At 65.3% G+C, this 14050-nt stretch carries 11 protein-coding genes; 10 read left to right on the top strand and 1 reads right to left on the bottom strand.

Annotated elements, in window-relative coordinates:
* The first annotated feature begins 14 nt into the window (after window positions 1–14).
* The 8 genes from gloB (at window position 15) to HWX36_RS33755 (ending at window position 10499) form a co-directional block, all read left to right on the top strand.
* On the top strand, window positions 15–821 hold the full coding sequence (gene gloB, locus HWX36_RS33790) for a hydroxyacylglutathione hydrolase (RefSeq protein WP_175958100.1): 807 nt from the start codon (window positions 15–17) through the stop codon (window positions 819–821).
* A 151-nt stretch (window positions 822–972) separates the two neighbouring features.
* Window positions 973–2547: a transglycosylase SLT domain-containing protein gene (locus HWX36_RS33785; protein ID WP_175958099.1), complete on the top strand. Its 1575-nt coding sequence runs from the start codon at window positions 973–975 to the stop codon at window positions 2545–2547.
* Between the two features lie 156 nt (window positions 2548–2703).
* Window positions 2704–3921, top strand: a complete 1218-nt coding sequence (locus HWX36_RS33780) for an MFS transporter (protein ID WP_175958098.1) — start codon at window positions 2704–2706, stop codon at window positions 3919–3921.
* 363 nt (window positions 3922–4284) lie between these two features.
* The gene (carA, locus tag HWX36_RS33775) at window positions 4285–5430 is read left to right on the top strand and encodes a glutamine-hydrolyzing carbamoyl-phosphate synthase small subunit (protein WP_175958097.1); all 1146 of its coding nucleotides are present in this window, start codon (window positions 4285–4287) and stop codon (window positions 5428–5430) included.
* A 37-nt stretch (window positions 5431–5467) separates the two neighbouring features.
* A complete protein-coding gene (gene leuE, locus HWX36_RS33770; protein WP_175958096.1) occupies window positions 5468–6127 on the top strand; it encodes a leucine efflux protein LeuE in 660 nt (219 codons plus the stop codon).
* Window positions 6128–6176: 49 nt separating this feature from the next.
* A complete protein-coding gene (gene carB / locus HWX36_RS33765; protein WP_175958095.1) occupies window positions 6177–9431 on the top strand; it encodes a carbamoyl-phosphate synthase large subunit in 3255 nt (1084 codons plus the stop codon).
* Between the two features lie 118 nt (window positions 9432–9549).
* The gene (gene greA, locus HWX36_RS33760; RefSeq protein WP_057927897.1) at window positions 9550–10026 is read left to right on the top strand and encodes a transcription elongation factor GreA; all 477 of its coding nucleotides are present in this window, start codon (window positions 9550–9552) and stop codon (window positions 10024–10026) included.
* Between the two features lie 14 nt (window positions 10027–10040).
* Entirely contained in the window at window positions 10041–10499 is a 459-nt protein-coding gene (locus HWX36_RS33755; protein ID WP_046545365.1) for a DUF4149 domain-containing protein, read from the top strand.
* A gap of 80 nt (window positions 10500–10579) precedes the next feature.
* Here the strand turns inward: HWX36_RS33755 and HWX36_RS33750 are convergent, their stop codons facing one another.
* Complete coding sequence (locus HWX36_RS33750; RefSeq protein ID WP_175958094.1) at window positions 10580–11107, bottom strand: YhbY family RNA-binding protein; 528 nt, start codon at window positions 11105–11107, stop codon at window positions 10580–10582.
* 193 nt (window positions 11108–11300) lie between these two features.
* On the opposite strand from HWX36_RS33750, the gene HWX36_RS33745 reads away from it, so the two are divergent.
* Entirely contained in the window at window positions 11301–11963 is a 663-nt protein-coding gene (locus tag HWX36_RS33745; RefSeq protein ID WP_046545366.1) for an RlmE family RNA methyltransferase, read from the top strand.
* 166 nt (window positions 11964–12129) lie between these two features.
* Window positions 12130–14028: an ATP-dependent zinc metalloprotease FtsH gene (ftsH, locus tag HWX36_RS33740; RefSeq protein ID WP_175958093.1), complete on the top strand. Its 1899-nt coding sequence runs from the start codon at window positions 12130–12132 to the stop codon at window positions 14026–14028.
* Window positions 14029–14050: the final 22 nt, after the last annotated feature.

Here is a 14050-nt window from a genome sequence, read left to right as displayed (position 1 = left end):
ATGATTGCGCGCCCATGAACGAGCTGGAATACGTGCCGGTTCCGGCATTCGAAGACAACTATATCTGGCTCGTCTCGGACGGCCGCGATGCGATCGCCGTCGATCCGGGTGAAGCCGCGCCGGTGCGCCGGGTTCTAGCCGAACGAGGCTGGCGGTTGACCGCTATTTTACTCACGCACCATCACGCCGACCACGTCGGCGGTGTCGCGGCACTGCGCGATGGCCAACCGGACGATGTTCCGCTCGTCGTTTACGGCCCCGCTGCCGAGGCGATCGGCGTGGTCACGCGGCCGCTTTCGGGCGGCGCGCGCGTGACGCTCGACGCGCCGGCCGTCGCGTTCGACGTGCTCGACGTGCCGGGCCATACGCGCGGCCACATCGCCTATTTCCAGGCGGCCGGGCAGGGCAACGCGGCGCCGCACGTGTTCTGCGGCGACACGCTGTTCTCGTGCGGTTGCGGGCGCCTGTTCGAAGGCACGCCCGCGCAGATGCTCGCGTCGCTCGACGCGCTCGCGGCACTGCCGGGCGACACGCACGTGCATTGCGCGCACGAATACACGCTGTCCAACATCCGCTTCGCGCTTGCGTGCGAACCCGGCAATGCGGCGCTCGCCACGTGGCGCGACGACGCGCAGGCGCTGCGTGCGCGCGGCGTGCCGACATTGCCCACTACGATCGCGCACGAGCGTGCCGTTAACCCGTTCATGCGTGCGGACAGCGATGCGATCCGCGCGACGCTCGAGGCCGAGTTGCACGAAACAGTGCCGGATCGTCTGACGGCGTTCACGCTGATGCGCGAGTGGAAAAACCGGTTCCGATGATGATTTCCGGAGGACTCCAAAGCTCATGCGGTGCCTGTAAAAATTGCTCCAAATGTAGGATTTCGCTGAGTTTTCGGTGTTTTTATTGACGTGAAGCACGCACTTCCGTAGTATCGCCTGCAATTTCCAGCCGTCGGAAGCAGAGAATTTCATGCGACTTATATTGAGTGCGATGGTGGTTCTGCTGCTCGCCGCTTGTGCGAGCCAGGCCCCTGTCGCCAACAACGCCGCCGATTCGCAGGCGACGTCCACCTACCTCCGTAAATCAGCCACCGCCAAAGAAACCGTCGACGTCGACAAGCAATCCGTCGGCGATCTGACCAGTGCGGATTCCGATCTCTGGGGCCGCATCCGCCGCGGTTTCCAGATGCCCGACCTGCAGACCGACCTCGTCGACATGCAGACCACGTGGTATACGCAGCGCCCGGATTACGTGCAGCGCATGACCGAGCGCTCGCAGAAGTACCTGTACCACATCGTCGAGGAACTCGAGGCGCGTCACATGCCGACCGAGCTCGCGCTGTTGCCGTTCATCGAGTCCGCGTACAACCCGCAGGCGCTGTCGGTCGCGAAGGCGGCCGGCATGTGGCAGTTCATGCCCGGCACGGGCCGTACGTACAACCTGAAGCGCAACATGTGGCAGGACGAGCGCCGTGACGTGCTCGCGTCGACGAGCGCCGCGCTCGACTACCTGTCGCGCCTGCATGACATGTTCGGCGACTGGTATCTCGCGCTGGCCGCATACAACTGGGGCGAGGGCAACGTGCAGCGCGCGATCGCGCGCAACCAGGCGGCCGGCCTGCCGACCGACTACCTGAGCCTGCGCATGCCGAACGAGACGCGCAACTACGTGCCGAAGCTGCAGGCGGTGAAGAACATCATCGCGAATCCGCAGCAGTACGGCCTGACGCTGCCGGACATCCCGAACCACCCGTATTTCGTGACGGTCACGACGTCGCGCGACATCGACGTGGCGGTGGCCGCGAAGCTCGCGAACCTGTCGCTCGACGAATTCCGTTCGCTGAACCCGTCGTTCTCGAAGCCGGTGATCCTCGGCGCGACCGAGCCGCAGATCCTGCTGCCGTTCGACAACGCGTCGGCGTTCGAGAAAAACCTGAAGGCGTACAACGGCCAGCTCTCGTCGTGGACCACCTATACGGTCAGCGAGCGTGCGCGGCCGGCCGCGATCGCCGAGAAGATTGGCGTGGACGCCGATACGCTGATGTCGATCAACAAGATTCCGGCCGGCATGCGCCTGAAGCCCGGCTCGACGATCGTCGTGCCGCGCGGCGATGACGACGACGAGGACATCAGCGCCGACGTCGCCGAAAACGGCGTGCTCGCGATGGAACCCGACGTGCCCGACACGCGCAAGATGCTGATCCGCGTGCGCCGCAAGCAGTCGATGGCGGCGATCGCCGGCCGCTACGGCGTGTCGGTCGGCCAGCTCAAGGCGTGGAACCGCACGCACCGCGATCTCGTGATGCCGGGCCAGGCGCTCGTGCTGCACGTGCCGGTCGGCCGGTCGGTGCCGGCGGAACCCGGTCCGGAACGGATCGCGACGTCGGCCGGCGGTGCGCACATCGAGCGCGCGAGCCTGGCGGTGGGCGGCAAGTCGCACGGCGCGAAGCGCGGCGCGGCAAAGCCGGCAGCCAGACCGGCGAAGGCGGCGCCTGCGAAAGCGGCGCCGGCCAAGGCTGCAGCGCACAAGGGCAAGAAGAAGTAACGCACTCGCGAGCGCATCGTGCGGCCGGCCCGGTTCGCGCGATTGCGCTATCATCCGACGAAATGCGACGAAACGCCGTCACCGAGGTGACGGCGTTTTTGTTTGTGTACGGCGCCGGGTGCCGCCGTGAATGTCTACCTATAACAAGGGGAAGTGATGTCGTCGGTGCAGGTCAGGGTGCTCGCGCTGTTTTCGGTCGGGTATTTCGTGTCGTATGTGTTTCGCGGCGTCAATCTGGGCTTCGCGCCGTTCGTCACGCACGAGCTCGGGTTGTCGGCCGCCGATCTCGGTCTGCTCACCAGTCTTTATTTCCTCGGCTTCGCCGGCGCGCAGATCCCGGCCGGCGTGATGCTCGACCACTTCGGCCCGCGGCGCGTGACGGCCGGCATGCTGCTGTTCGCGGCCGCCGGCGCGGCCGTGTTCGGCGCCGCGCACAGCCTCGGCACAATGATGGCCGGCCGGCTGCTGATCGGTGTCGGCGTATCGGTGTGTCTCGGCGCGGCGTTCAAGGCGCTCGCGCAGCATTTTCCGGTCGGCCGGCTGCCGCTTGTCAACGGCCTCGTGATGGCCGTGGGCGGCCTCGGCGGCGTGGTGGTCGGCTCGCCGCTGACCTGGCTGCTCGGCTGGACGAGCTGGCGCGCGATCTGTTTCGGCCTTGCGGTGCTGACGGTGATCGTCGCGGCGTCGATCGGGCTGGGCGCGCCGGAAGCGAAGCAGGTGCGCCACCAGGGCGGGATCGTCAGCCAGTTCAAGGGCACGTGGCATATCCTGAGCAGCCGTGCGTTCTGGAAGATCTCGTCGTTCTCCGTCGTCACGCAGGGCGTGTTCTACGCGATGCAGTCGCTGTGGGTCGGGCCGTACCTGCGCGACGTCGCGGGGTTCGATGCGCCGCATGCCGCGCGCCTCGTGTCGGTGCTCGGCTTCGCGATGATGGCCGGCTGCGTCGGCTTCGGCGCCGCCGCGCGCGTGCTCGAGCGGCGCGGCGTGTCCGTATACGCGTTCTGCGGGGTCGGCATGGCGCTGTTCGTCGCGACGCAGGCCGCGATCGTCGCGCGCGTGCCGTTGCCGCCCGCCGTGCTGTGGGCCGCATACGGGATGTTCGGTGGCGTCGGCATCCTGACCTACGCGGTGATGGCCGGGCATTTTCCCGCTCACCTGATCGGTCGCGCGAACACGACGCTCACGCTCGTGATCTTCCTGCTGATCTTTGCGTTCCAGATCGGTGTCGGCGCGGTGCTGTCGCGCTGGCCCGCGGTCGACGGCCACTATCCGGCCGCCGCGCACTTCACGGCATGGGGCGTGCTGCTCGCGCTGCAGCTCGCGAGTGCAGTCTGGTACGTCTGGCCTGCGCGCGGCGCTGGTCAAGCACACTGATCCGGCGGTACGCTGGGGGCAGGGCGGGCACGTAAATGGGGCCGCAGCGCATGCGTCGCGTCGCCGGGCGCGGCATGCGCACGATCGGACGGCCATATCAATTGAAGATAGGGCCATTTTCAGGCTATAATTTGAAAGTTTGTGCTGATCAACCTCGCACCCTAGCGCCTACCTCATTCATCCCGTTCATCCGCCGCACGCCGCCTGCCGGGCGATGCCGCGAAGCCTCGTGCGCCACGCGCCGGGTTCGCGTCTCGACAGCGCAGGCCGCGTCCAGCAAGCGACCACGCGCGCTCACGCAGCGCGGCGCTCGCGCGGCAGGGTAAACAGGTCGGCAGCAGGGTGTTCCCCAAGGAGCCTCCCGTGTTGCCGTCTTTTACTCCCGCCTTGCTTGCACTCGCCGACGGCACGGTCTTTCGTGGTTATTCGATCGGGGCCGAAGGCCACACGATCGGCGAAGTCGTGTTCAATACCGCGATCACCGGCTATCAGGAAATCCTGACTGATCCGAGCTACTCGCGCCAGATCGTCACGCTCACCTATCCGCATATCGGCAACGTCGGCGTCAATGCCGAAGACGTCGAAGCCACGAAAGTCCATGCCGCCGGCCTGATCATCCGTGATCTGCCCTCGCTCGCATCGAACTTCCGCATGGACCGCACGCTCGGCGATTACTTGCGCGACGAAGGCGTCGTCGCGATCGCCGGTATCGACACCCGCAAGCTGACCCGCATCCTGCGCGACAAGGGCGCGCAGAACGGCTGCATCCTGACGGGCTCGGACGACGAAGCGAAGGCAATCGAGCTCGCGCGCTCGTTCCCGGGTCTCGCGGGCATGGATCTCGCGAAGGTCGTGTCGACCACGAAGCCGTTCGAGTGGAAGCAGACCGAATGGCGCCTCGAAGGCGGCTACGGCATGCAGGAAGCGCCGAAGTACCGCGTCGTCGCCTACGATTTCGGCGTCAAGTACAACATCCTGCGCATGCTCGCGGAGCGCGGCTGCCACGTGACGGTGCTGCCGGCCCAGGCGAGCGCGGAAGATGCGCTCGCGCTGAATCCGGATGGCGTCTTCCTGTCGAACGGCCCCGGCGATCCGGAACCATGCGACTACGCGATCGCGGCCACGAAGCAATTCATCGAGCGCGGCGTGCCGACCTTCGGCATCTGCCTGGGTCACCAGATCATGGGCCTCGCGGTCGGCGCGAAGACGCTGAAGATGAAGACGGGCCACCACGGCGCGAACCACCCGGTGAAGGATCTCGGCGACGGTCGTGTCGTGATCACGTCGCAGAACCACGGCTTCGCGGTCGATGCGGATTCGCTGCCGGTCAATGCGCGTGTGACGCACGTGTCGCTGTTCGACGGCACGCTGCAGGGTTTCGAGCTGACCGACAAGCCGGCATTCTGCTTCCAGGGCCACCCGGAAGCGTCGCCCGGCCCGCACGACATCGGCTATCTGTTCGACCGTTTCACCGCGCTGATGGACGCGGCGAAGCAGCGCAACGCCTAACGTCAACGACGCAACTGAAGCTCGGGAGATTCGCATCATGTTCGGCCACGCACTCGGCATCACGGATATCTGGACCTACGTGTTCGGCGTGATCTTCATCATCCTGCTGCCGGGGCCGAACTCGATGTACGTGCTGTCGCTCGCGGCGCAGCGCGGCGTGAAGGCCGGCTATCGGGCGGCGTGCGGCGTGTTCGTCGGCGATACGGTGCTGATGGTGCTGTCCGCCGCCGGCGTCGCGTCGCTGCTGAAGGCGAATCCGCTGCTGTTCTCCGTCGTCAAGTACGGCGGCGCCGCGTATCTGCTGTACATCGGCACCGGCATGCTGCGCAGCGCGTGGAGCAAGCTGCGCGCGCGTGGCGATGTGCCGGTCGATGCACCGCCGGCCGTCGACGGTGAGCGGCCGTTCCGGAAAGCGCTGATCGTGAGCCTGCTGAATCCGAAGGCGATCCTGTTCTTCATCTCGTTCTTCATCCAGTTCGTCGACCCGGCATTCCCGCATCCCGCGCTGTCGTTCGGCGTGCTCGGGGCGATCGCGCAATGCGCGAGCTTCCTGTACCTGAGCACGCTGATCTTCGCGGGTGCGCGGCTCGCCGAGCACTTCCGCCGCCGCCGCAAGCTTGCAGCAGGCGCGGCGAGCAGCGTGGGCGGCCTGTTCATCGGATTCTCGGTGAAGCTCGCGCTCGCCACGATGAGCTGAGCGCAGCCGGCCGACCCACGACAACGATTACTTATTGAATTCACAAGCCATGCCAAAACGCACAGACATCAAGAGCATCCTCATCATCGGCGCCGGCCCGATCATCATCGGCCAGGCGTGCGAGTTCGACTATTCGGGCGCGCAGGCTTGCAAGGCGTTGCGTGAGGAGGGCTACAAGGTCGTTCTCGTCAACAGCAACCCGGCGACGATCATGACCGACCCGAACACGGCCGACGTGACCTATATCGAGCCGATCACGTGGGAAGTCGTCGCGCGCATCATCGAGAAGGAGCGCCCGGACGCGATCCTGCCGACGATGGGCGGCCAGACCGCGCTGAACTGCGCGCTCGACCTGCACCACCACGGCGTGCTCGAGAAGTTCGGCGTCGAGCTGATCGGCGCGTCGCCGGAAGCGATCGACAAGGCGGAGGACCGCCAGAAGTTCAAGGAAGCGATGACCAAGATCGGTCTCGGTTCGGCGAAGTCGGGCATCGCGCACTCGATGGAAGAGGCGACCAAGGTGCACGCCGAGATCATGGCGGAGACGGGCGGCAGCGGCTACCCGGTCGTGATCCGTCCGTCGTTCACGCTCGGCGGTTCGGGCGGCGGCATTGCCTACAACCGCGAAGAGTTCGAGGAAATCTGCAAGCGCGGCCTGGATCTTTCGCCCACGCGCGAGCTGCTGATCGAAGAATCGCTGCTCGGCTGGAAGGAATACGAGATGGAAGTCGTGCGCGACCGCGCCGACAACTGCATCATCGTCTGCTCGATCGAAAACCTCGACCCGATGGGCGTGCACACCGGCGACTCGATCACGGTCGCGCCGGCGCAGACGCTCACCGACAAGGAATACCAGATCCTGCGTAACGCGTCGCTCGCGGTGCTGCGCGAGATCGGCGTCGACACGGGCGGCTCGAACGTGCAGTTCTCGATCAACCCGAAGGACGGCCGCATGGTTGTCATCGAGATGAACCCGCGCGTGTCGCGTTCGTCGGCGCTCGCATCGAAGGCAACGGGCTTCCCGATCGCGAAGGTCGCGGCGAAGCTGGCCGTCGGCTACACGCTCGACGAGCTGAAGAACGAAATCACCGGCGGCCAGACCCCGGCGTCGTTCGAGCCGACGATCGACTACGTCGTCACGAAGATCCCGCGCTTCGCGTTCGAGAAATTCCGCGAAGCCGATTCGCGCCTGACGACGCAGATGAAGTCGGTCGGCGAAGTGATGGCGATCGGTCGCACGTTCCAGGAATCGTTCCAGAAGGCGCTGCGCGGCCTCGAAGTCGGTGTCGACGGTCTCGACGAGAAGTCGACCAACCGCGACGAGATCGCGATCGAGATCCACGAGCCGGGCCCGGACCGCATCTGGTACGTCGGCGATGCATTCCGCATCGGCATGACGGCCCAGGAAATCTTCGCGGAAACCGCGATCGACCCGTGGTTCCTCGAGCAGATCGAGCAGATCATCCTGAAGGAAAAGGCGCTCGGCGGCCGCACGCTCGCGTCGCTGTCGTTCGACGAACTGCGCTACCTGAAGCAGAGCGGCTTCTCCGACCGCCGCCTCGCGAAGCTGCTCGGTGCGACGCCGGAAGACGTCCGCAAGCGCCGCGTCGAACTCAACGTGCGCCCGGTCTACAAGCGCGTCGACACCTGCGCGGCGGAATTCGCGACGAAAACCGCGTACATGTACTCGACCTATGAGGAAGAGTGCGAGGCGCAGCCGACCACCAACAAGAAGATCATGGTGCTGGGCGGCGGCCCGAACCGGATCGGCCAGGGCATCGAGTTCGACTACTGCTGCGTGCACGCGGCGCTCGCGATGCGCGAGGACGGCTACGAAACGATCATGGTCAACTGCAACCCGGAAACGGTGTCGACCGACTACGACACGTCCGACCGCCTGTACTTCGAGCCGCTGACGCTCGAGGACGTCCTCGAGATCGTCGACAAGGAAAAGCCGGTCGGCGTGATCGTCCAGTACGGCGGCCAGACGCCGCTGAAGCTTGCGCTCGACCTCGAGGCGCACGGCGTGCCGATCGTCGGCACGTCGCCGGACATGATCGACGCGGCCGAAGACCGCGAACGCTTCCAGAAGCTGCTGCAGGACCTCGGCCTGCGCCAGCCGCCGAACCGCACCGCGCGCGCCGAAGACGAGGCGCTCAAGCTCGCCGAGGAAATCGGCTACCCGCTGGTCGTGCGCCCGTCGTACGTGCTCGGCGGCCGCGCGATGGAAATCGTCCACGAGCCGCGCGACCTGGAGCGCTACATGCGCGAGGCCGTGAAGGTGTCGAACGATTCGCCGGTGCTGCTCGACCGCTTCCTCAACGACGCGATCGAGTGCGACGTCGACTGCATCTGCGACGGCGAAGCCGTGTTCATCGGCGGCGTGATGGAACACATCGAGCAGGCGGGCGTCCACTCGGGCGACTCGGCATGCTCGCTGCCGCCGTACTCGCTGTCGAAGGAAACCGTGGCCGAGCTGAAGCGCCAGACGGGCGCGATGGCGAAGGCGCTGAACGTGGTCGGCCTGATGAACGTGCAGTTCGCGATCCAGCAGGTGCCGCAGGCGGACGGTTCGAAGCAGGACATCATCTACGTGCTGGAAGTGAACCCGCGCGCATCGCGCACGGTGCCGTACGTGTCGAAGGCGACCAGCCTGCCGCTCGCGAAGATCGCGGCGCGCGCGATGGTCGGCCAGAAGCTCGCGCAGCAGGGCGTGACGAAGGAAGTCGAGCCGCCGTACTTCAGCGTGAAGGAAGCGGTGTTCCCGTTCGTCAAGTTCCCGACCGTCGATCCGGTCCTCGGGCCTGAAATGCGTTCGACCGGCGAAGTGATGGGCGTCGGCCAGACGTTCGGCGAAGCGCTGTTCAAGTCGCAGCTCGCGGCCGGTTCGCGCCTGCCGGAGTCGGGCACGGTGCTGCTGACCGTGATGGACGCCGACAAGCCGAAGGCAGTCGAAGTCGCGCGCATGCTGCACGACCTCGGCTACCCGATCGTCGCGACCAAGGGCACGGCTGCCGCGATCGAAGCGGCCGGCGTGCCGGTGAAGGTCGTGAACAAGGTGAAGGACGGCCGTCCGCACATCGTCGACATGATCAAGAACGGCGAGATCGCACTCGTGTTCACGACGGTCGACGAGACGCGCCAGGCGATCGCCGATTCGCGTTCGATCCGCATGAGCGCGCAGGCGCACAAGGTCACGTACTACACGACGATGTCGGGCGCGCGCGCGGCGGTTGAAGGCTTGCGCTACCTGAAGGATCTGGAAGTCTATGATTTACAAGGTCTTCACGCTCGCCTAAACTAAGCGGTCAGTTTCCTGTCGAAGCAATACGTGCCGCGGTTAAGCGGTGTTTCCGGTTCATCGGAAACGCGCTTAATCGCGGTGATTTTTTTTAAAGCCGTTTTTAGCGATTGAGCCGTTTATGAGCACCATTCCGTTGACAAAGCGTGGCGCAGAACTCCTGCGCGATGAATTGCAGCGCCTCAAGTCCGTCGAGCGGCCGGCCGTGATCAACGCGATCGCGGAGGCCCGCGCACAGGGCGACCTGTCCGAAAACGCCGAATACGATGCCGCTAAGGAAAAGCAGGGCTTCATCGAGGGTCGTATCGCGGAACTCGAATCGAAGCTGTCGGCCGCGCAGGTCATCGATCCCACCGTGCTCGATGCCGAAGGCCGTGTGGTCTTCGCATCGACCGTCGAACTCGAGGATCTCGAGTCGGGCGACACCGTCAAGTACCAGATCGTCGGTGACGACGAAGCCGATATCGATCACGGCCTGATCTCGGTCAGCTCGCCGATCGCGCGCGCGCTGATCGGCAAGTCCGAAGGCGACGTCGCTGCCGTGCAGGCGCCGAGCGGCGTGCGCGAGTACGAAATCATCTCGGTCAGCTACATCTGACGCGGGGCGACGTGATGCCGCATCGCGTGTTCCGCCTGCTGTCGGCCGTGTGGGTCGGCAGCCTGCTGACGATCGGGTATGCGGTCGCGCCCGTGCTGTTCAAGACGCTCGAGCGGATGACGGCCGGTTCGGTCGCCGCCCAGCTGTTCCGTATCGAGGCAATCCTCGGTGTCGTGTGCGGCGTGCTGCTGCTCGCGTTGTCGAACCAGCAGGTGCGGCGCGGCAGCAGCGACTATCGCCGCGTGCGCTGGATCGTCGCCGCGATGGTCGTGTGCGTGCTGGTCGGGTATTTCGCGCTGCAGCCGTTCATGAACGCGCTGCGGGTGGCTGCGATGGATGCGGGCACGGATATCGCGAACTCGCCGTATGCGAGCCGCTTCGGGATGCTGCACGGCGTCTCGAGCGTGTTCTACCTCGTCGAGAGCGTGCTGGGGCTGATGCTGATCTGGCGTTTGCCGGCGCGCGACGCCTGAGGCGAGCGCCGCGCAGGCCCGGTCGATGCCGGGCCTGCGGGCAGGGTGGCGGTACGGCGTAAGCCGTGCCGCCCCGATGCTTACTTGTCCTGGAACGGACGCTTGGTGCTGGCCTGGCGCTTCTTGGCGCGCTTCACGTTACCGCCTGCCGTCACGCGCTCGTTGCCGCGCACGACGACCTTCGTCGGCTTCGGACGACGCACGGGGCTCGCGTTCGGCGACACCTTGACGACCTTGACGGTGCGCGGTGCACGGCCTTTCTTGTCGTCGACGACTTCAGCCGCGCTCGGCACGGTGCCGGCACGACGGCCGCGGGCCGGGGCCGCTGCGGCGGCTTCGGGCTTCCAGATCACCAGCAGCTTGCCGATGTGCTGGATCGGCGCCGCGCTCAGGCGATCGCAGATCTCGTCGTAGATTGCGATGCGCTCGTCGCGCTCGTCGCCGAACACGCGGATCTTGATCAGTTGGTGCGCGTCGAGGTGCACCTTGATTTCCTTCAGCACGGCGTCGGTCAGCCCTTCGGCGCCGATCAGCACGACGGGCTTGAGCGCATGGGCCTGGGAGCGCAGCGCGGAGCGCTCGGCGGGAGAAAGCGAAAGGGCGGGCATGGAAATGTCGAAATCTAAATAAGGGCGCGCTGACTGAATAGCAATCGCGGGAAGTTACCGCGTCAGCCGTGCGCCGAAACCACGTAAAATCGCGGCTTGGGCCTGAAAAGGGGCCGCAGCCGCGCGAAGAAGACGCGTATTATCCGCTAAAAGCGCGGCTTCACGAAGCAATTGGCAGCAATCTCTCTCTCGAATGGCAAAAAACCGCTTCAACCAGCACTGGCTGCACGACCACATCAACGACCCCTACGTCAAAATGGCGCAGCGGGAGGGCTATCGCGCGCGCGCCGCGTACAAGCTGAAGGAAATCGACGAGCAGGACAAGCTGATCCGTCCGGGCCAGGTGATCGTCGATCTCGGCGCGACGCCGGGCAGCTGGAGCCAGTATGCCCGCAACAAGCTCGCGCAGGGCAAGAAGCGTGACGCGGAGCGCGAAGGCGGCATCGACGGCACGATCGTTGCGCTCGATATCCTGCCGATGGAGCCGATCGCCGACGTCCACTTCCTCCAGGGTGACTTCCGCGAGGATGAAGTGCTCCACCAGCTCGAGGAAGTGCTCGAAGGGCGCGCGGTGGACCTTGTTATTTCCGACATGGCCCCCAACCTCTCCGGCGTGGCCTCGGCGGACGCGGCGCGCATCGAGCATCTCTGCGATCTGGCGCTCGAATTCGCGCAGAATCATCTGAAGCCGGACGGTGCGCTGCTCGTGAAATGCTTTCACGGCAGCGGCTACAGCCAGATCGTCGAGAAATTCAAACAGCAGTTTAAGACCGTCGCGCCGCGCAAGCCGAAGGCGTCCCGCGACAAATCGTCCGAAACGTTCATTTTGGGTCGGCATCTGAAACGTCCGCGCTGATGCGCGACGGGGTGCCGCAAACGGGCTCCGGCCCTTGCCAGACAAGCGAAGCGCTATCGCGGCGGTTGTCAATGCTTATGGCGAGGGTGGTCGGACTGGATTAGAATGACCGAGGGGCGCCGCAAGGAAAATGTAGGCGCTCGTCTACGAGTGAAGGAGTGGTGCTTTGAACAACAATATGTTTTCGAAGGCAGCGGTGTGGCTGGTGATCGCACTGGTGCTGTTTACGGTGTTCAAGCAGTTCGACAAGCCCCGCGTCCAGGAAGGCGTGTCCTATTCGCAGTTCATGGACGACGCCAAGAACGGCAAGGTCAAGAACGTCATCGTTCAGGGGCGCAACCTCACCGTCACTCCGGCTGATGGCCAGAAATACCAGATCGTGTCGCCCGGCGACATCTGGATGGTCGGCGATCTGATGAAGTACGGCGTGCAGGTCAGCGGCAAGGCCGATGACGAGCCGAACGCGCTGATGTCCGCGCTGTACTACCTCGGGCCAACGATCCTGATCATCGTGTTCTGGTTCTACATGATGAGGCAGATGCAGGGGGGCGGCAAAGGCGGTGCCTTTTCGTTCGGCAAGTCGCGAGCGCGGCTGATCGACGAGAACAACAACGCAGTGAACTTCTCCGACGTCGCGGGCTGCGACGAAGCGAAGGAAGAAGTGTCCGAGCTCGTCGACTTCCTGCGCGATCCGCAGAAATTCCAGAAGCTGGGCGGCCGCATTCCGCGCGGCGTGCTCCTCGTCGGCCCGCCGGGTACCGGCAAGACGCTGCTCGCTCGCGCGATCGCCGGTGAAGCGAAGGTGCCGTTCTTCAGCATCTCGGGTTCGGACTTCGTCGAAATGTTCGTCGGCGTCGGCGCGGCCCGCGTGCGCGACATGTTCGAGCAGGCGAAGAAGCATGCGCCGTGCATCGTGTTCATCGACGAAATCGACGCGGTCGGTCGTCATCGCGGCGCCGGCATGGGCGGCGGCAACGACGAACGCGAACAGACGCTGAACCAGATGCTGGTCGAGATGGACGGCTTCGAGGCGAACTCGGGCGTGATCGTGATCGCTGCGACCAACCGTTCCGACGTGCTCGACAAGGCGCTGCTGCGGCCGGGCCGTTTCGACCGCCAGGTCTACGTCGGCCTGCCGGACATCCGCGGCCGCGAGCAGATCATGCGTGTGCACCTGCGCAAGGTGCCGATCGCGAACGACGTCGATGCGGCAGTCATTGCACGCGGCACGCCGGGTTTCTCGGGCGCCGATCTCGCGAACCTCGTGAACGAGGCTGCGCTGTTCGCGGCACGCCGCGGCAAGCGTATCGTCGAGATGCAGGATTTCGAGGACGCGAAGGACAAGATCTTCATGGGTCCGGAGCGCAAGTCGGCCGTGATCCGCGAGGAAGCGAAGCGTGCGACCGCTTACCACGAGTCGGGCCACGCGGTGGTCGCGAAGCTGCTGCCGAAGGCCGACCCCGTGCACAAGGTCACGATCATCCCGCGCGGCCGTGCGCTGGGCGTCACGTGGCAGTTGCCGGAGCATGACAACGAAACGTACTCGAAGGACTACCTGCTGGACCGCCTCGCGATCCTGTTCGGTGGCCGGGTGGCGGAAGAGCTGTTCATGAACCTCGTCAGCACCGGCGCATCGGACGACTTCAACAAGGCGACCCAGACGGCGCGGGCGATGGTGGCCCGTTTCGGCATGACCGACGCGCTCGGGCCGATGGTCTACGTCGACGACGAAAACGATGCATCGCCGTTCGGCCGCGGCTTCACGCGCACGATTTCGGAAGCGACGCAGCAGAAGGTCGACTCGGAAATCCGCCGCGTGCTCGACGAGCAGTACGGCCTTGCGCGCCGCCTGCTCGAAGAGAACCGCGACAAGGTCGAAGCGATGACGGCCGCGCTGATGGAGTGGGAGACGATCGACGCCGATCAGATCAACGACATCATGGACGGCCGTCCGCCGCGCTCCCCGAAGAGCTCGCCGGCTGTCGGCGGCGATGCGTCGGGTGGCGGCAGCAGCGCCGAGGTGAAGCCCGGCACCGCGCCGGCGCCTGCTACGCCGGCGGCATAATCTCCGCTTTAGTGCCTTTCAC

Source organism: Burkholderia sp. BCC0405 (assembly GCF_902833075.1).
Classification (GTDB): Bacteria; Pseudomonadota; Gammaproteobacteria; order Burkholderiales; family Burkholderiaceae; genus Burkholderia.
This window is presented reverse-complemented; position numbering and strand designations above follow the sequence as displayed.